Raw genomic sequence first — 16980 nt, 5'->3', positions numbered from 1 at the left:
CGCCTCGCGGGCAAGAAGGAGATCCGCCTCACCACCAAGGGCCGCGGCATCGCCGAGACCATGGCGCGCCGCCACCGCCTGCTCGAGCGCTGGCTGACCGACGTGCTCGGGCTCGACTGGTCGCGCGCCCACGACGAAGCGCATCGTCTCGAGCACGCGCTGTCTCCGGTCGTGGAGGAGCGTCTCGCCGAGCAGCTCGGGATGCCGAGCACCTGCCCGCACGGCAATCCCATCCCCGGCATGCCCGCGCCGGAGGCGCACAACCCGATCCCGCTGAGCCAGGCCCACGCGGGCCAGGACCTCACGGTGGAGCGCATCACCGAGGAGGCCGAGGCCGACCGCCAGCTCCTGCACTTCCTGTGGGAGAGCGGCATTCGCCCGGGTGCACGGCTCACCATCAAGGAGGTCGCGCCCTACGCCGGCACCATCAGCGTCCTCCTCGAGGGCCGAACCGTCACGATGGGCCTGGCCGCCTCTGGCAAGATCTGGGTGTACGACCCGAAGGACCCGCCCGAGACGGGCGGTCGCGGATCCTCGCGCGTGAAGCGCGCCCGTTCGGCGGCGCGCTAGGCGCGGAGCATGGCGGCCGTCGAGGGGCTCTACGCGCTCCAGAACGGCTACATGGGGTTCGAGCGTAGTGGGCTCTTCTACGGCGAGCGCTCCGCCGAGCGGGTCCAGATCCCGATCACCTGCTACATCGTGCGGACCAGCGACGCCGTGGTGCTGTTCGACACCGGCGTGTCGCCGCGCGCGGTGCCCGGCCTGCTCCGGAACGACCCCCTCGCCCGCTTCGGCGACGAGGACCTGCTCGTCCATCGCCTCGACGGCCTCGGCCTCGAGCCGGGCGACGTCGATCTGGTCGTGCTCTCGCATCTCCACTACGACCACGCGGGTGGGGCCTATCTCTTCCAGGACTCCGAGCTGGTGGTGCAAAAGGACGAGTACGCCTACGCGCACTATCCCGCGGCGTTCTTCGCGAGCTTCTACTACCGGAAGAACTTCGATCTGCCAGACTATCGCTGGCGCCTGCTGGACGGCGACTCCGAGCTCGTGCCCGGCGTGACGGCGGTCCGGAGCGACGGCCACACGCCCGGGCATCAGTCGCTCCTGGTCGAGCTGCCCCAGTCGGGGCCCGTGATTCTCGCGGGCGACTCCTGCTACTGGCAGGAATCCATCGACAAGGAGACGCCGCCCGGCGTGGTGTGGGACCCCACGCGCGCCATGCACTCGATCAAGCGGCTGAAGACGCTCGCGCGCGCGACGGGTGGGCGCATCTTTCCCAGCCACGATCCGGAATTTTGGAAATCGGCCCTCAAGGCCCCGGACTGCTACCGCTGACCACCACTCCTCTCCCCCCTCTCCCTCGGGAGAGAGGGCTGGGTGAGGGGGAAGGAGACCCTTCATGGGCGTCCTCGACGGAATCAAGGTGCTGGAGCTCGCGCGCGTCCCGCCGGCGGAGCTGCCCGGCATGCTGTTCGCGGACATGGGCGCGGAGGTGCTGAAGGTCGAGACGCCGCCGGAGACCCCCGAGCCGCCCGACGTGAAGCGTCGCGCCGCCTTCGCCTACGTCAACCGGAACAAGCGCTCGCTCGCCATGAACCTGAAGGCCCCCGAGGGCCAGGCCCTCTTCAAGCGGCTCGCCGCGAAGGCCGACGTGATCGTCGAGGGATTCCGCCCCGGCGTGATGAAGCGGCTGGGAGCCGACTACGAGACGATCCGCGCCCTGAATCCACGGATCGTCTACTGCTCGCTCTCCGGCTTCGGGCAGAACGGACCCTATCGGGACTATCCCGCCCATGACATGAACTATCTCTCGCTGGCGGGCGTGCTGAACCTCATCGGCGAGGCCGATCGCAAGCCGGCGATCCCGCTGAACATCGTCGCGGACTACGCGGGCGCCAGCATGCACGGCGCCCTCGGCATCATGTTCGCGCTTTTCGCGCGCGAGCGCACCGGCCGCGGCCAGCTCGTGGACGTGTCCTACCTCGACACCTCGGTGGCCCTGCTCGCCGCGACGCCCAACATGCGCTTCTACTGGAGCGACGGGATGGCGCCGAAGCGCGGCGCGGGCTTCCTCGGCGGCTCCTACCCCTACTACGCGATCTACGACACCCTCGACGGCAAGCTCCTCACCATCGGCTGCACCGAGCCGTGGCTCTGGGAGAACTTCTGCAAGGCGATCGACCGCCCCGACCTCGCCCGGTTCTCCCGCAAGCCCGATCAGTTCGTCCGCGAGGCCAATGCCGAGGAGATCCGCGCGCGCGAGGAGATCCAGGCCATTCTCAAGACCCGCACGCGGGACGAGTGGTGGGATTTCCTCGTCAAGGCGGACGTGTGCGTGGGCAAGGTCTACGAGCCCCACGAGATGGTGCGCGACCCCCAGCTCCAGGCGCGTGACATGGTGGTGGAGCTCCAGCATCCCGTGCACGGAAAGATCACGGAGTTCGGCGTGCCCATCAAGCTCTCGGACACGCCGGGCTCGGTGCGCCATGCCGCGCCCGCCGCCGGGGAGCACAGCGACGAGGTGCTGCGCGAGCTGGGCCTCTCCACGGGCGAGATCGCGGCCCTGCGCGGCTCGCGCGTGATCGCCTAGTCGCCGCGCGGCCCCGCGGTCACTTGAGGGTGGCCGCGGTGGGCACCGTGAGGGGCCGCGACTCGAGCGCGCCCGGCGGCACCTCGGTCGCGCGCACCGCGAGCGGCTGTGCCCGCGCCGTGACGTCGACCGGCTTGGCCACGAGGTCGCGCTCCGCGATCCGGGAGGCGACCAGGACGTCACGGCCGACGGTCTGGGCGGGCAGCCAGGTCGCCACCAACATGTCGAACCCCGCCGCGCCCAAGCTGTCCGTGAAGCCGGCCACCCGATACTCGCCCCTTCGTCCCGTCGCCACCGCGCTGAACTCCACCTGGCCCAGCGAGCGCAGCGTGGCGTGCGCGGTGATGCGGCCGCGGTCGTCCACCACCATCGCGAAGCCCCAGAAGCGTTCGCGGAAGGGATCGCGCCGTCGGCCCACGACGACGACATTACCCTCCCCGCCGTCCGCGACCGCGAAGGCTTCGATGGCCTCGAGCCCGCGCAGCTCGCGGCCGAGCCGCACGGCGTGTTCGGGACCGATCCGCAGCACGAAGGGACTGCGCCCAGGGCGCGCGCCGAAGAGGCTTCCCACCAGGACGAGGCTGCCGTCGGCGAGTGTGACCAGGGCGCGAGGCTGCGCCGGCCCCTCCAGCTCGTAGCGGCGCGCCCAGACGGGTCGACCTGCCGCGTCCAGCCCCATCAGGAACGGCGTGCCCGCGAATCCCACATTCGGCTGGCGCAGGTAACCCGCGACGATGGCGCCCCCGTCGGGGCCGGGCACCGCGGCCACCGCGTAGCCCGGCTCGCCGAGGTCGTAGGTCTGCGCCCAGCGGAGCGCGCCATCGGGACCCACGCGCACCACCGCGACGCTGGGCGTGGTGCCCCCGAGGCCGGCATAGCCCACCACGACGAGGTCGCCGGCGGCGGAGGTCGCGTCGTGCAGCCGCTCGATCCCGCCGCCGTCGAGCGTCCGCGCCCAGAGCGGCGCGCCAGCGCCGTCGATGCGCACGAGCAGCGGCCGCGCCGCGATGGGCGTCGCGACACCCGTGAATGGGCTGGCGCTGGAGCCGAAGAGGACGAACCCGTCGCCGGCGACGGCGCCGCCATCCAGCTCGTCCGCGGCGGACCCACCGTAGATGCGCGCCCACTGGTAGCGCTGGTCCGGGACCTCGCCCATCGCGAGAAAATGGGTGCCGGGAGCGAAGCTGTCCTGCGTGAGCCCGAGGTACACGCACGCGCCGTCGGGACGGCAGAAGGCCTTGCGGGTGAGATCGGTGCCCGAGCCGCTCACGAGCTGGGCGCGCCAGCTCCCGACCACCTCGATGTCGGTCGTGCCGAGGTCCCACACGCGCAGGACCGCCTCGATGGGCCCGCGCCCGCTGGCGCAGGCGACGAGCGCAAGGGCGACGGCGGCGAAGCCCAGGCGGCGCAGGCGCGGCATGCGGGCACCATAGCATGCGGCCGCGCGGGCCGCGGTATCATCCACCGCCATGGACCTCTCGCGGCTCTCCCTCGAGGCCTGGAGTGCCCTGTGGAGCCGGCTGGGCGCTCGTAGCGACGCCCGCCCGCTCCACGCCCTCGTGCTGGCTCGCTACGGGGAGCCGCACCGCGCGTATCACACCGCCGAGCACATCGCCCGCGTCCTGCCCCTGCTCGACGCCGTCCGCGCGCGGCTGCGCGAGCCCGACGAGGCGGAGCTGGCGCTGTGGCTTCACGACCTCGTCTACGACCCGCGGGGCGCCGACAACGAGGCCCGGAGCGCGGACATCGCCGCCGAGTGGCTCGCCGCCGGCGGCGCTTCCACGGAGCAGCGCGAGCGCGTGCGCACGCTCATCATGGCCACGCGGCACGCCGCGCCGCCGGATGAGCATGACGCGCGCTACGTGGTGGACGCAGACCTCTCCATCCTGGGCGTCCCGCCCGCCGAGTTCGACCGCTACGAGGCACAGGTGCGGCGGGAGTATGCGTTCGTCCCGGAGTCGGAGTGGCGGACGCGGCGCGCCGCCCTCCTCCGGAGATTCCTCGCGCAGCCTCGCCTCTTCCTCACCGAGGAGTTCGGACGCTTCGAGGCTCCGGCGCGGGCCAACCTGGCGCGCTCGTGCACGCGGCTGGAAGCGGAATCCGCGTGAGGCTGCCCGCGCGCTAGCGCGCCGGCGCGAGCAGCGGGCCCAGGTGGGCGACGTTCTTCAGCTCGTCGGCGTCGAGCACTGTCGCCGCGAGCTCTCGGGCGCGCCGCTCGCCGAGCACGGGCGCGGCGAGCGCCTCGAACTTGGCGATGACTTCACCCTCGCCGGCGGGGTTCTCCGCGTCGCCCCGCACCACGCCGGTCTCCTCCTCAAGCGTTCGCCCGTCGCGCAGCCGCAGCCGGAGGCGCGAGGTGGGATAGTCGGAGCGCCGCGGCGTCATCGCCGCGTCCGCGGTGACCATTACCCGCCCGGCCAGATCGCGGATCCGCGCGTCGCCGCGGGCGGCGTCACCGAAGGCGGCGAGCCCGCCGTGACCCAGCACCAGGCTGGCGGCTACCGCCCACGGGATGGAGAACTTGGCGGCGAGCTGGCTCGCCGGCGTGGGCGCCGCCATGCGCAGGCCGAAGGGGAACACGATGACCTCGGCGGCGACCACGTCCTCCGCGCGTACGGGCTCGCGGGCGCGAATGCCCTCGAGGGCGTCGAGCGCCGGATGGTTATACCGGCAGCACGCATAGAACTTGAAGTAGTTCTGCTCGATGCGGAGCGGGCCGCCCCAGTCGTCGAGGGCCCGCTCGGGATCGAAGCGATCGGCGAGGATGGTCCCGTAGACATCGCTCGGCGCGTCGGGCAGCCCGGTGAAACCCGCCCGGTGGAGCTCGACGGCCAGCAGCCCTTCCATGCCCGAGCGCCCGGGATAGGCATTGCGCACCGTGGCGCCCTCGAGCGCGGGCGTCCAGGTGTTGGCGGGGCTCATGCTGGCCGCGAGATTGATGACCTCTCGCATCGCGCGCGCGTCGTAGCCCGCGAGTCGCGCCACCGCCACCGCCGTGCCGATGGTGCCCCACGTGCCGTGGGAGTGCACGTTCCCGCGCGGCACGGTGGCGCCCCCGATGCGCGACGAGACCTCGTAGCCCGCCACCAGCGCCTCGAGCAGGCGCACGCCGTCCGCGCCCCGCTCTTCGGCGACCGCGAGCGCCCCGGGCACCACGTGGATGGCGGGATGGCCGCCGCCCCAGCGGTTGCCCTCGTCCACCTCGAGGGCCACCCCCGCGGTGGCGTTCACGAAGATCGCGAGGAGCGGATCGGTGCGGGCGGTGTGTCCGATGAGGGACGCGGCGGGCCGGGTGGCGCGCTCGGCCATCGCTCCCGCGAGACGCGCGTTCTCGGGCTCGGCGCTGCCCGCGAGCATCGCGCCCAGCGTGTCGAGCAGGATGAGGCGCGCCGCCGCGGCCGCCCCGGGCGAGAGACTCGCATAGGAGACGTCGGCGGCGAAGCCCGCGAGCGCGTCGAGATAGTGCAGGGCCACGGCGTCAGCGCGCCGCGCCGCCCAGCGGCGGAACCGGCACGCCGCGGCGGAGGAACTGGCCGTAGCCCGCCGGCCGTGCCAGCTGCCCGCGGTCGAGGAGCACCTCGCCGCGCAGCAGCGTCATCCAGGGGCGGCCACGGGCCTTCCACCCCTCGTAGAGCGTCCAGCCCGCGATGCCCTTGTGATCCTGCACGGTGATGGTGCTCTCGGGGTCGGGATCGATGATGGTGAGGTCGGCGTCGGCCCCCACGCGGATGGCGCCCTTCCGTGGATAGAGGCCGAAGATCCGCGCGGGGTTCTCCGCCATCACGCGCGCCATCCACGTGATGGGGAGCCCGCGGCGCACCACGCCCTCGCTGTAGGCCAGCGGCACCAGCGTCTCCACCGACGGGCTGCCGAAGGGGATCGGCTGGCCCTTGCCGTCGACGAAGATGTTCTGCCAGCCCGGCTCCTTCAGCGCCTTGCGCCGCGGGGAATGATCGCTGGCCAGCGTCGCGATGTGTCCGCCCGCCGAGCCCTCCCACAGCGCCGTCTGATTGCTGCCGTCGGATGGCCGGAGCGGCGGCCCGATCTTGGCGAACGGCCCCCACGTCTCCATCTCCTTCTCGGAGAGGAGGAGATACTGCGGGCACGTCTCCGTCCAGACGCGCTGTCCTTCGGCCTGCGCTTGCTTGATCCGCTCGAGCCCGCCCTTCGTGGAGAGATGCACGACATAGACGGGGCAGCCGGTCATCGCGCCGATGCGGATGGCGCGATTGATGGCCTCCTCCTCCGTCCACGGCGGGCACGTCGCGGGAAAGTCCGTGGGCTTCACGCGCCCGGCGGCGATCGCCTTGTTCTCCAAGTGATAGAGGATGTCACCGTTCTCGCAGTGGAGCTGGCAGATCCCGCCCAGGGCGGCGAGGCGCTCCATCACCTGGGCGATGAAGTCGTCCGTGCACATGCGCTTGGGGCGCTTCTTGTACGTCATGAAGATCTTGTACGACGTCACCCCCATCTCGAACGTCTCGGCGAGGCCGTCCAGGATGTGGGGCTCGTTGTTCAGGATGAAGTGGAAGCCGAAATCGAGCACGGACTGCTGGCTCGCCTCGTCGGCGAGTCGCTTCGTCGCCATCGGGAGGGTCTCGCCATCGTTGTACTCGGCGAAGGCGATGAGCGTCGTGAGCCCCGCGTGCGCGGCCGCGATGGGACCCGAGCTCCAGTCGTCGTACACCGCGCCCAGATGGACGTGGCAGTCGATGAGACCCGGCAGGACGTACTTCCCGGTGGCGTCGATGGCGCGCTCGGCGGGGGGCAGCGCCTCGTCGTGGCCCAGGGCCACGATGCGCCCGCCCTGGATGGCCACCGACGTGTCGAGCACCTCGGTGGCGGTCACCACCTTGCCGCCGCGGACGATGGTGTCGACGGACCGCGCGGCCATCACGGGGCCTTCCGGATCGGCTGGGTGATGAGGCCGTAGTGCTCGGGATGGCGGCGTCCGAAGAAGTCCCAGCGCTTGCGCGCCGGCGTCATCTGGTCGAGGTCGATACGCGCGGCGATCAGCTCGTCGCCGGTGGTGCCCGCCTTCGCCAGAACCTGGCCCAGCGGCCCCACGATGCAGGAGCCGCCGATCAGCTCCATGCCGTCCTCCACGCCCGCCTTCGCGATCCCCACCACGAACAGGCTGTTCTGGTAGGCGCCGGCGCGCAGGCACAGCTCGTTGAGATCGAGGGCCAGCGGCGAGAGCGGGGTGTTGTAGCCGATGAGCACGATCTCCGCGCCGAGGATGCCCAGGCAACGATAGGACTCGGGATAGCGCCGGTCCTGGCAGATGGCGATACCGACCTGGGCCTTGGCGGCGGGGAACACCTTGTAGCCGGTGTCGCCGGTCTCGAAGAAGTGCGGCTCGTACACTTGCGCGAACCCATCGGGCTTGGTGACCCCCGGCAGATGGATCTTTCTGAAGATCCCCGCCGGGCGCCCCGTCTCATCCGTGAGCAGCGCGGTGTTGAAGTAGTGACCGTCCGCCTTCTCGGAGAAGCCGACGTGACAGGCCATCTTCGCCGCCTTGGCGCGCGCCAGCAGGGGCAGCAGCGCCTTGGGCGGCACCTCGGTCTCGAAGAACTGGTCGTAGTCGTCGCGGATGCGCTTGGGGAAGTACGTGGTGAGCGCCATCTCCGGATAGGCGATGATCTCGACGTCCTCGCGAACCGCCTGCTCCATGAGCGCGAGCATGCGCTCGACGATCTCCTCGCGGCTCGTGCCTTCGTTGTTGGGGCCCATCTGGGCGGCGGCGACCTTGACGAAGCGTGGCATGGTGATCTCCCTGGTGCGGGTGTGCTCCGCGGCTACGCGGTGATGATAGCCCGGACGCGGACGCTCCGGTAGACTGCGAGGCATGACGGCTCCGACGGCGACGGCCGCGGGCGCGACGCAGTCGGTGAGCCGCACGATCCACGCCGAGCGCGTGCTCCTCCTGGGCTGGGGGCGTGCCCTCCTGCTCCAGTTCGCGCATCCGCTGGTCGCCCAGGGCATCGTGGACCACAGCGCCTTCCTCCGCTCGCGCCGCGGGCGCTGGGGCCGGCTCCGGCGCACGCTGGACGCGATGCTCATCCTCACCTACGGGACGCCGGAAGAGGCCGCCACGGTGGCCGACGGCATCAACGCCATTCACGACCGCGTGAACGGGCACGCCGTGCTTCCTCCTCCGGCGCAATCGGCCGTGTCCTATTCGGCACACGATCCCGCGCTGCTCGCCTGGGTGCACGCCACGCTGCTGGATTCGTTCCTCCTCGCCTACGAGCTCTACGTGGCGCCGCTCAGCGTCGCGGACAAGGACCGCTACTGCGCCGAGTCGGCCGGCATCGAGCCGATGCTCGGCATTCCCGACGGCCACCTGCCGCGCTCCACGCGCGCCCTCGCGGCCTATATGGACGGGATGCTGAGGGGCGGCGAGCTCGTGGTGACGGACGGGGCCCGGCGTCTCGCCGCCGAACTCTTCAGGCCGGTGCCGCGCATCGCGGCGCCGCTCATGTGGCTGGCGCGCTTGCCCTCGGTCGGCCTGCTCCCGGCGCGCATCCGCCAGGACTACGGCTATGCGTGGTCGCCGGGCCGCGAGACGGCCCTCCGGATCTCGGCGAGGGTGATTCGCGTGATGCTGCGGATCATGCCGGGTCGCCTCCGCTACTGGCCGCCGGCCCGTCGGCGGCGGGACACCGGGTAAGTCTTGCCCGAGCGAGGGCGCTTTGCCCTGGCGTCCGGCATGAGGCAAATCTCCTCAAGCCAATGGTGACAGCCGGTTAGCAGTCAAACGCGACCGGGCGCAGCCTTTGCAGTGTTTCCCGCGCCGGGAGGAGCGCCATGGAGCTGCGGGACGAGATCGCAGAGCTGGTCAGACACGCCGGGGGCATCTTCAACGGCATCTGGGATACCCCGCGCGGGCGCTTCGCCACCCTGACGGACCCGAGCACGCTGTCGACCGCGCTGACGCCGGTGGCGGGCATCTCCATCGCGTCGATCCAGGCCGCGCTCGAGCGAGTGCGGAGGGGTTTCTAGCGGCGATACGCGATAGTCGGTCGGGGTCGTGAAAGGGGCTACGGGGTGACCCGTGGCCCCTTCTGGTTCCGGGCCTCTTCCTGGCGGCCCTTCGCGTAGGCGCGGCGGGCCCGCTCGCGATTGCCGCAGACCTCGCTCGAGCACCACACCCGCGAGCCGTTCGGGCTCGCGTCCACGAAGAACCAGCCGCAGCCCTCGGCCCGGCAGCGTCCCACCCGCGCCGCGTCCTCCGACGAGAGCAGCGCGGTGAGCGACCAGAGCACGGGCCAGAGGGGCTCCGCGAGCCGCGCGCCGGGGAGATCGTGCACGTGACGTCGGCCGCGGCGGACCAGCGGCGGCTGCGCGGGGAGCGCGGCGAGCCGGCGGTTGAGCGGCGCCAGCTCGACGCGCCCTCCGCGGTGGAGCGCGTCCGCGGCGGCCCAGATCGCCGCGCGCAGCGCATGGGCGTCGCGGAGCGCCGCCGCCGCGTCGGCCGGCTGGCGTCGGGCCCGCGCGCGTAGTCGCGCCAGCGCCGCCGCGGGCAGCGTGCCCCGCCGCGCGCTCCACCCGAGGAGCGCGGCGTAGTTGTCGATGAGCTCCTGCGGAGCCGCCGAGGTGCGCCAGTCCATCGTGTTCGCGAAGTCCAGGCACACGCGGCCCCCGAAGAACTGCGCGGCGGCGCGGGCACGATCCCTTGACACGGCTCGCCTAGTCCCCTCTAATGACCATGCCCATGAGAATACCGCGTGCCGCCTCGCCCGCGTCCATCGCATTCCGCCGGGGCTTCGTGGCCGCGCTGCCCTTCATCGTGAGCAACGGGCTCGCCGGCATCGTGATGGGCGTGGCGTACCGCGGCGTGGGGCTGGACGCGCTCGGCGCCCTCGCCTTCAGCGTCGTGGTCTATTCCGCGACCGCCCAGGCGGTCACCCTCGGCCTCTGGGCGGCCCCGCCGCCCCTCGCCGCCATGGCGCTGGCCTGCGTCGCCACCAACGCCCGCTACCTCGTCATGGGCGCGCACCTCCGCCAGCTCTTCGCGGAGGTGCCGCGGCGGGTGATGGTGCCGATCCTGCTCCTGCTGGCTGACGCCTCGTGGCTGATGACGGTCGCGGAGGCGGAGCGCGGGCGGCGTCACGCGGCGTATCTTCTCGGCGCCGGCATCCCCATGGCCATCGGCTGGGTGGGCGGGACCGCGCTGGGCCACGCGCTGCCCGTCACGCCGCGCGGGCCGCTCGCGGTGGCCGCCGCCTTCCTGCCCCTGGCCTTCATCGTCGCACTGCTGCCCACGCAGTGGCGCGGCCGGCGGAGCCTTCTGCCCTGGACGGTCGCCGCGGCGGTGGCGATCGGCGTCGCCGCCACCCTCGGCCCCAGCTGGGCCATGCTGATCGGGGGCGCCGCGGGGACGGCGATCAGCGCGCTGCGAGGCGACGATGCCTGAGCGCGACGTCCTGCTCGTGGTGCTGACGGTGGGCGCCGCGAGCGTGCTGATGCGCGTGGGGGGCTTCCTCGCCGCCGGCGCCCTACCCTCGCGAGGCGCCCTGCCCCGTCTCCTGCGGCTGGCGCCGGGCAATCTCTTCATCGCGTTCGCGGCGGCCGGCGTGCTCGAGGCGGGCTGGCCGGCCCTGGCCGGCTGCGTGGCCGCCGTCGTCGCCATGGCGCGCACCGACCACGAGTGGGCGGCGCTGGGCGCCGGCTTCGCGGTCACCGCCCTCGCCGCGGCCCTTGGCTGAGCGCAGCGGCAGAAACACACAGGGGGCCACGGGTCACCCCGTGGCCCCCTCGCGAGTGGAGCGGCCGACCGGATTCGAACCGGCGACGTCCAGCTTGGGAAGCTGGCATTCTGCCACTGAATTACGGCCGCGCGGTGTCTAGTGTACTACTTCAGTGACATGTCATACGCCTTGATCAGCTCGTCGCTGCGCGCCTTCCAGCTGAGGCGCTTGCTGGCCCCGTAGAGATCCATCTGCTGATAGAGGGGGATCGCCGGGACCTCCTCGACGAAGAGCTTGTTGACTCGGTGGTAGATCTCCAGCCGCTTCTTCTCGTCCATCGTCGACTGAGCCTGATCCACCATGCCGTCGAAGTCCGGGTTCGAGTAGTTGCCGAGATTGCTCCCCGTGCGGAAGAGTGGCACGTACACCGTCTCCGCGTCGATCGTGGGGGTGCCCCAGCCGATCAGCCACACCGGACCGGGCTTGTGCACGTACACCATCGTGTTGAGGAAGCTCACGAACTCGTGGGTCTTGAGCTGCGTCTTGATGCCGGCCTTGGTGAGCTGCCCCGCCACCGCCTCCGCCACTTCCTTGTCCCGCACGTAGCGGCCCTGGGGGCTGTTGAGCGTGAGCTCGAGCCCGTTGGCGAAGCCGGCCTCGGCGAGGAGCTTCTTCACTTTGGGCAGATCCGGCTTCACCGGCTTGAGCGCGGGGTCGTAGCCGAAGTGGAGCGGGGTGAGCAGCGTGGCCACGCGGAAGGCCTTGCCGTCGAGCACGTTCTTGACGATGTCGTCGGCGTCCACCGCATAGAGCATCGCCTGGCGCACCCGCTTGTCGGCCACCGGCGACTTGGTGACGCCGATCAGCTTGTGATCCTTGTCGAAGTCATGCGTCACGATCATGAGCTGGAGCGTGCGGATGGACGGCGCGGTGGAGAGGAACAGCTTCGGGTGATTCGCGATGATGTTGGCCAGGTGGGGCGGGATGTTCACCGCCACGTCGACCTCGCCGTTCTGTAGCGCGGCCACGCGCACCGCATCGTCCGGGATGGGCCGGAACACGACGGTCTTGATCTTGGGCGCGCCCCGCCAGTACTGCTCGTTGGCCTCCAGCACGATCTGCTCGTCCTTGTCCCACTTCACGAACTTGTAGGGGCCGGTGCCGATGGGATTCTTCGAGATGAACGCGGTGTCCTTGCCCGCGTACGCCTTGGGCGGATACATCGAGGCCTGGCGGAAGCCCATGATCGTGGTGAAGGTCGGCCAGGGCTTGGAGGTCTGCACCCGTACCGTGTAGGGATCGACGATGTCCACCCGGTCGATGGGACGGAAGTTCGAGCTGGAGCGCATGCCCGACTTGACGCGCTCGAGGCTGAACTTCACCGACTCCGCGTTGAAGTCTTCCCCGTTGTGGAACTTGACGCCCTTGCGGAGCTTGACCTCCCACGTGGTGGGCGCCACGAGCTTCGGCAGCTCGGCGGCCAGCGCCGGCACGATCTTGAGGCTCGGATCGCGCTCGACCAGCGTGTCGAAGATGTGGGTGGCCACCACCGACGCGGGCGTCTCCTGCTGGTTCATGGTGTCGAGCGTGGTCGGGTCGACGCCTTGCGCGATCACGACCTTGCCTTCCGGCGCGGCGAGCGTGAGCGCGGGGAGCGCGGCGACGAGCACGAGGGCGGTGAGCAGTCGCTTCCAGTCCATCAAGTCCTCCTCACGATCCGGTGTGAGATGACAAACGACTCGACTCTAAAGACCCCTCCCCGAACTGTCAAGTTGACGGGGCCTTACCGCGCGTCCTTCACGGCCATGTCGAAGCCCTTGATCAGCTCGTCGCCGCGCGCCTTCCAGGTCACCCGGCGGGTCGCCCCGTAGAGGTCGAGCTGCTGGTAGAGGGGCATGGCCGCGGCGTCGTCGATCCAGAGCCGCATGAGGCGGTGGTAGAGCTCGGCGCGGCGCTTGGGGTCCATGGTGCTCTGCGCCTGGTCGACCATGCCGTCGAAGTCGGCGTTGTAGTAGTTGGCGAGGATCTTCCCGGAGCGGAACAGGGGCACGTACGCCGGCTCCGCGTCGTAGGCGGAGACGCCCCAGCCGATGAGCCACACCGGGCCGGCCTTGTGCACGTAGGCCATGTTGTTGAGGTAGGTCCCCCACTCGTGTACGCGAAGCGTGGTGCGGATGCCCGCCTTGCCGAGCTGGCCGGCGATGGCTTCCGCCACCTCCTTGTCACGCACGTAGCGGCCCTGGGGGGCGTTGAGCACCATGTCCACGCCGCCGGGGAAGCCGGCCTCGGTGAGGAGCTGCTTCACCCGCGCCGGGTCCGGCTTGATGGGCGCGAGCGTCGGGTCGAAGCCGAAGTGCTTGTCGGTGAGCATGGAGGCCACGCGAATGGCCTTGCCGTCGAGCACGGTGCGGATCACCTCGTCCACGTCCACTGCGTAGTTCATGGCGAGGCGCACGCGCCGGTCCGCCACCGGCCCCGGGTAAGGCCCGATCAGCTTGTGCTGGGCGTCGAACTGATGCGTGTAGTAGAGGAGCTGGATGGTGCGCACGCTGGGCGCGGTGGAGAGGAAGAGCCTGGGATGGTTGGCGATGATCTGAGCGAGGTGCGGCGGGATGTTCACCGCCACGTCTACCTCGCCGTTCTGCAGCGCGGCCACCCGCACCGCGTCGTCGGGAATGGGCCGCCAGACCAGCCGCTTGACCCGGGGCGCGCCCCGCCAGTAGCTCTCGTTGGCTTCCAGCTCGATGCGATCGTCCTTCACCCAGCGCACGAACCTGAACGGGCCGGAGCCCACCGGGCTGCGGGCGACGTAGGTCAGGTCCTTCTCGCGATAGTACTTGGGCGGCAGAATCGCGGTGCCCGTGCCCGACATGAGCGTGTCGAGGATGGGCCACGGCGCCTTGGTGTGGATGCGCACGGTGAGCGGATCCACGATCTCGACGTGGCTCAAGGGCGCGAAGGGCGAGGCGCCGCGCAGCTTCAGCTTGGGGTCCACCAGCCGCTCCAGGCTGAACTTCACGGCCTCCGCGTCCACGGGCTCGCCGTTGTGGAACTTGATGCCGGGGCGGAGCTTGAACTCCCATGCGGTCGGCGCCACCAGCTTGGGCATCTCGGCCGCCAGCGCGGGCTGCAGCACGAGGTTGGCATCGCGCTCGAGGAGCGTGTCGAACATGTTGCGGGCGAGGTTGGCGGCGGGCGACTCCGCATGGTTCATGGGGTCGAGCGTGGTGGGATCCACGCCCTGCGCGATGACGACGGTGCCCTGCGGCGCGGCCCCCGCGAGCCCGGGCGGCGCGAGCACGACGACGAGGAGGACCAGGAGCGTGAGGGAGCGCATGGCGTCTCCTTGTGAGAAGGCGCGGTCGAGGTGGCGCTACTCTAGGAGTCGGCCTCGGGGGTGTCAAGGGCGGGTGGCTCGCGCGCGAGCAGCGCCAGGGCCTCCTCGCGCGTGGCCACCTGACCGAGCGCCTGGGCCTCCCGCGCCCGGGCGAGCAGGCGCCCCACCGCGGGGCCCGACGGGAGCCCGAAGGCGGCCATGACGTCGGCGCCGGTGACGAGCGGCGGCGCTGCGGCGAGCGCGCGTTCCTCGGCGGCGCCCGCCTGCAGCTCGCGCAGCACGCGGCCACCCTCCCCGGCCCAGACTTCCAATGGATCGTCGCCGCGCAGGCCGGCGGCGTCGGCGAGGGCGAGCAGGAGCAGCGCGCCCGCGTCCTCGCCGAGGTCGCGGAAGAAGCGATGGCGGGCGCGCCGCGTGATCGGTCCCGACTGCGCGAGATGCATCGGGCGGAGGTGATGCCGGACGAGCTGCTCCAGCATCGCGGCAGCGCGGCGCGAGAGCCGCCATCGCTCGGCGATGCCGGCAACTCGCGCGGCACCCGCGACATCGTGGCCGAGGAAGCGCACGCGGCCGTCCGCCTCCTCCGTGCGCGTCTCGGGCTTGGCCACGTCGTGGAGCAGAGCGGCCAGCTTCACGGCGGCGCGGCGCGTGAGCCCGTCGCCCAGGTCCTCGTCGGCGCGCGCGGCGATGTCCTGGCCCCAGCGGGCCAGAGAGGGCGCCTCCGCGAGCAGCCGGTCGGCGGCCGCCACCGCGCGCAGCGAGTGCTCCCACACGTCGAAGTGATGCGGCAGGGGCTGCGGGGTGGCGCGCATCGGCCCGCTCTCCGGCAGGAGCACGGCGAGCGCGCCCATGTCGTCGAGGAGCCGCAGACCGCGCGCGGCCGCGGGCCCGTCGAGGATGCGCGCTAGCTCGTCCCGCACGCGCTCCGCGGCGACCCCGGCCAGTCCGGGCGCGGCCGCGCGCGCGGCGGCGGCGACGCCTGGATCCAGCCGCCAGCCCGGGTCTAGCGCCAGGCGAACGCCGCGGAGGATGCGCACGGGATCTTCGGTGAGGGCACGCGGGCCGCAGAGCCGGACCAGCCGCGCATCGAGGTCGGCGATCCCACCAGTGGGATCCAGCAGCGGCGCACCGCCCGCGGCGGCGAGCGCCCCCAGCGGAACGGCCAGGGCGTTGACGGTGAAGTCGCGCGCGGCGAGATCGGCCTCGATGGTGGGGGCGCGGAAATCGGTGAGGTCGATGGAGATGGCGCCCACGAGCCGGCACACGCCGCGGCCCTCGTCGAGGACCACGAAGCGGGCGTGCAGCCGATCGGCGAGGGCGCGCCCGCGGGAGAGGGCGCTCGCGGGCACCGCGAGGTCGAGCTCGCGCAGCATCGCGCCGGCCAGAGCATCCCGGACCGCGCCGCCCACCAGCCACGCGTCGGCGGCGCCGGCTTCGGCGAGGCGTGCGATCGTCGCACGGGCCTCGGGCGGGAACGCCTCGAGGCGGAGGACACGCGCCGCCTGGCTCACCGTGCGCTCAGCACCCAGCGCCCTGGCCAGCCCGCCACCACCTGGTCCGCGCGCACCGCGCCGGCGCGGACCAGCCCGGCGAGCGCGGCGTCCACCTCGGGGGGGGGCACACCGAAGAGACGCGCGAGACGACGCGGCGTCGAGTAGCGCGCGCCCCGCAGATAGCGCTCGAGCAGCCGGCTCAGTGCGGCTCCGCGGGCGAGGCGGCGTCCCTCGGCGGTCCCCTCGGCGAGCCAATGCTCCACCAAGTCCCATCGGTAGGAAAACGTGGGCTCGTAGCGCTCCTCGGTCTTCACCACCCAGAGCCCCTGCTGCAGCTCGGCCATCGCGCGCTCGAAGTCGCGCGTCTTCTCTGGCTCGAGCATGAAGGCCTCCGCGCGGAGACCCCGCGTGTACTGGGGCGCCTCGCGCACGAGCGCATCCATGATGCGCTTGGCCTGGATGGTGAGCCGCCCTTCCGCGTACTCGACCCGGTAGTCGCGCGCCCGCTGGCGGCCGCGCACGAGCGCATAGAAGGTGGGAAACAGATCGAGGGCCACCAGCACCGGCCGGCCCTTCAGGACCTTGCCGTAGTAGACCTGTCCGCGCGCGGGCAGCGTGTCCTTCAGCTCCCAGGTGAGCCCGACGCCGTCGTCGTGGTGCGAGCGCCGCGGCCAGCGCGGCTTCTCGCGCCCCACCACCGCCTCCCAGAGGCAAGCGAGCCCGTCGGGGAAGCAGTAGAAGGTGGAGCACAGCCCCACCTCCTCCACGAAGGCGAGGGCCGCCCGCGCGCTCCGCACGCGGCGCGCCGGCTCCTGACGGAAGCGGTGGCGCCGCTGGGCCTGGAGCGTCTCGCCGTCCACG

At 71.7% G+C, this 16980-nt stretch carries 17 protein-coding genes and 1 tRNA gene; 8 read left to right on the top strand and 10 right to left on the bottom strand.

Annotated features, from left to right (window positions below; genetic code table 11):
- From VFX14_25235 to VFX14_25225, 3 genes are all read left to right on the top strand, one after another.
- A partial coding sequence (locus VFX14_25235; GenBank protein HEU5193001.1) for a metal-dependent transcriptional regulator occupies positions 1-570 on the top strand: 570 nt, incomplete at its 5' end.
- A 9-nt stretch (positions 571-579) separates the two neighbouring features.
- The gene (locus VFX14_25230) at positions 580-1338 is read left to right on the top strand and encodes an N-acyl homoserine lactonase family protein (GenBank protein ID HEU5193000.1); all 759 of its coding nucleotides are present in this window, start codon (positions 580-582) and stop codon (positions 1336-1338) included.
- A gap of 64 nt (positions 1339-1402) precedes the next feature.
- Positions 1403-2593, top strand: a complete 1191-nt coding sequence (locus VFX14_25225) for a CaiB/BaiF CoA-transferase family protein (protein HEU5192999.1) — start codon at positions 1403-1405, stop codon at positions 2591-2593.
- Positions 2594-2612: 19 nt separating this feature from the next.
- Here the strand turns inward: VFX14_25225 and VFX14_25220 are convergent, their stop codons facing one another.
- Positions 2613-4013 carry a hypothetical protein gene (locus VFX14_25220; GenBank protein HEU5192998.1) on the bottom strand — a complete coding sequence of 467 codons (1401 nt, stop codon included), beginning with the start codon at positions 4011-4013 and terminating at the stop codon, positions 2613-2615.
- 49 nt (positions 4014-4062) lie between these two features.
- Here VFX14_25220 and VFX14_25215 point away from each other — a divergent pair, with 49 nt between their 5' ends.
- The gene (locus VFX14_25215) at positions 4063-4701 is read left to right on the top strand and encodes an N-methyl-D-aspartate receptor NMDAR2C subunit (GenBank protein ID HEU5192997.1); all 639 of its coding nucleotides are present in this window, start codon (positions 4063-4065) and stop codon (positions 4699-4701) included.
- 13 nt (positions 4702-4714) lie between these two features.
- Here VFX14_25215 and VFX14_25210 read toward each other — a convergent pair whose 3' ends face one another.
- The 3 genes from VFX14_25210 to VFX14_25200 are packed head-to-tail and all read right to left on the bottom strand — an operon-like array spanning position 4715 to position 8362.
- Entirely contained in the window at positions 4715-6067 is a 1353-nt protein-coding gene (locus VFX14_25210) for an MmgE/PrpD family protein (GenBank protein HEU5192996.1), read from the bottom strand.
- A gap of 4 nt (positions 6068-6071) precedes the next feature.
- On the bottom strand, positions 6072-7487 hold the full coding sequence (locus VFX14_25205) for an amidohydrolase family protein (GenBank protein ID HEU5192995.1): 1416 nt from the start codon (positions 7485-7487) through the stop codon (positions 6072-6074).
- Positions 7487-8362, bottom strand: a complete 876-nt coding sequence (locus VFX14_25200) for a nitrilase-related carbon-nitrogen hydrolase (protein HEU5192994.1) — start codon at positions 8360-8362, stop codon at positions 7487-7489. Before VFX14_25200 ends, VFX14_25205 begins: the two co-directional genes overlap by 1 nt.
- Positions 8363-8444: 82 nt before the next feature.
- Between VFX14_25200 and VFX14_25195 the strand changes: the two genes are divergently transcribed.
- Positions 8445-9269, top strand: a complete 825-nt coding sequence (locus tag VFX14_25195; GenBank protein ID HEU5192993.1) for an oxygenase MpaB family protein — start codon at positions 8445-8447, stop codon at positions 9267-9269.
- A 137-nt stretch (positions 9270-9406) separates the two neighbouring features.
- On the top strand, positions 9407-9601 hold the full coding sequence (locus VFX14_25190; protein ID HEU5192992.1) for a hypothetical protein: 195 nt from the start codon (positions 9407-9409) through the stop codon (positions 9599-9601).
- 38 nt (positions 9602-9639) lie between these two features.
- Here VFX14_25190 and VFX14_25185 read toward each other — a convergent pair whose 3' ends face one another.
- Positions 9640-10281 (bottom strand): CGNR zinc finger domain-containing protein, encoded by a 642-nt coding sequence (locus VFX14_25185; protein HEU5192991.1) that lies wholly within the window; start codon positions 10279-10281, stop codon positions 9640-9642.
- A 32-nt stretch (positions 10282-10313) separates the two neighbouring features.
- Between VFX14_25185 and VFX14_25180 the strand changes: the two genes are divergently transcribed.
- Complete coding sequence (locus tag VFX14_25180; protein ID HEU5192990.1) at positions 10314-11015, top strand: AzlC family ABC transporter permease; 702 nt, start codon at positions 10314-10316, stop codon at positions 11013-11015.
- The gene (locus tag VFX14_25175; protein ID HEU5192989.1) at positions 11008-11307 is read left to right on the top strand and encodes an AzlD domain-containing protein; all 300 of its coding nucleotides are present in this window, start codon (positions 11008-11010) and stop codon (positions 11305-11307) included. The genes VFX14_25180 and VFX14_25175 overlap by 8 nt, the downstream gene beginning before the upstream one ends.
- Before the next feature lie 56 nt (positions 11308-11363).
- On the opposite strand, the gene VFX14_25170 is transcribed toward VFX14_25175, so the two are convergent.
- From VFX14_25170 to VFX14_25150, 5 genes are all read right to left on the bottom strand, one after another.
- Positions 11364-11438 (bottom strand) — tRNA-Gly (locus VFX14_25170).
- 15 nt (positions 11439-11453) lie between these two features.
- Positions 11454-12989 carry an ABC transporter substrate-binding protein gene (locus tag VFX14_25165; GenBank protein ID HEU5192988.1) on the bottom strand — a complete coding sequence of 512 codons (1536 nt, stop codon included), beginning with the start codon at positions 12987-12989 and terminating at the stop codon, positions 11454-11456.
- A gap of 83 nt (positions 12990-13072) precedes the next feature.
- The gene (locus tag VFX14_25160; GenBank protein ID HEU5192987.1) at positions 13073-14626 is read right to left on the bottom strand and encodes an ABC transporter substrate-binding protein; all 1554 of its coding nucleotides are present in this window, start codon (positions 14624-14626) and stop codon (positions 13073-13075) included.
- Positions 14627-14667: 41 nt separating this feature from the next.
- The gene (locus tag VFX14_25155; GenBank protein ID HEU5192986.1) at positions 14668-16137 is read right to left on the bottom strand and encodes an HD domain-containing protein; all 1470 of its coding nucleotides are present in this window, start codon (positions 16135-16137) and stop codon (positions 14668-14670) included.
- The gene (locus tag VFX14_25150) at positions 16134-16979 is read right to left on the bottom strand and encodes a crosslink repair DNA glycosylase YcaQ family protein (protein HEU5192985.1); all 846 of its coding nucleotides are present in this window, start codon (positions 16977-16979) and stop codon (positions 16134-16136) included. Before VFX14_25150 ends, VFX14_25155 begins: the two co-directional genes overlap by 4 nt.
- Position 16980: the final 1 nt, after the last annotated feature.

This window comes from Candidatus Methylomirabilota bacterium (assembly GCA_035764725.1).
Classification (GTDB): domain Bacteria; phylum Methylomirabilota; class Methylomirabilia; order Rokubacteriales; family CSP1-6; genus DASRWT01.
The sequence above is the reverse complement of the archived record's forward strand: the minus strand, read 5'-3'. Positions and strand labels throughout refer to the sequence as shown.

Bases quoted from the DNA above. Each gene is read 5' to 3' on its own strand.
- VFX14_25190 (HEU5192992.1), top strand. From the start codon at position 9,407: ATGGAGCTGCGGGACGAGATCGCAGAGCTGGTCAGACACGCCGGGGGC.
- VFX14_25230 (HEU5193000.1), top strand. From the start codon at position 580: ATGGCGGCCGTCGAGGGGCTCTACGCGCTCCAGAACGGCTACATGGGG.
- VFX14_25160 (HEU5192987.1), bottom strand. From the start codon at position 14,626: ATGCGCTCCCTCACGCTCCTGGTCCTCCTCGTCGTCGTGCTCGCGCCG.
- VFX14_25175 (HEU5192989.1), top strand. From the start codon at position 11,008: ATGCCTGAGCGCGACGTCCTGCTCGTGGTGCTGACGGTGGGCGCCGCG.
- VFX14_25165 (HEU5192988.1), bottom strand. From the start codon at position 12,989: ATGGACTGGAAGCGACTGCTCACCGCCCTCGTGCTCGTCGCCGCGCTC.
- VFX14_25205 (HEU5192995.1), bottom strand. From the start codon at position 7,487: ATGGCCGCGCGGTCCGTCGACACCATCGTCCGCGGCGGCAAGGTGGTG.
- VFX14_25200 (HEU5192994.1), bottom strand. From the start codon at position 8,362: ATGCCACGCTTCGTCAAGGTCGCCGCCGCCCAGATGGGCCCCAACAAC.
- VFX14_25225 (HEU5192999.1), top strand. From the start codon at position 1,403: ATGGGCGTCCTCGACGGAATCAAGGTGCTGGAGCTCGCGCGCGTCCCG.
- VFX14_25180 (HEU5192990.1), top strand. From the start codon at position 10,314: ATGAGAATACCGCGTGCCGCCTCGCCCGCGTCCATCGCATTCCGCCGG.
- VFX14_25220 (HEU5192998.1), bottom strand. From the start codon at position 4,013: ATGCCGCGCCTGCGCCGCCTGGGCTTCGCCGCCGTCGCCCTTGCGCTC.
- VFX14_25195 (HEU5192993.1), top strand. From the start codon at position 8,445: ATGACGGCTCCGACGGCGACGGCCGCGGGCGCGACGCAGTCGGTGAGC.
- VFX14_25215 (HEU5192997.1), top strand. From the start codon at position 4,063: ATGGACCTCTCGCGGCTCTCCCTCGAGGCCTGGAGTGCCCTGTGGAGC.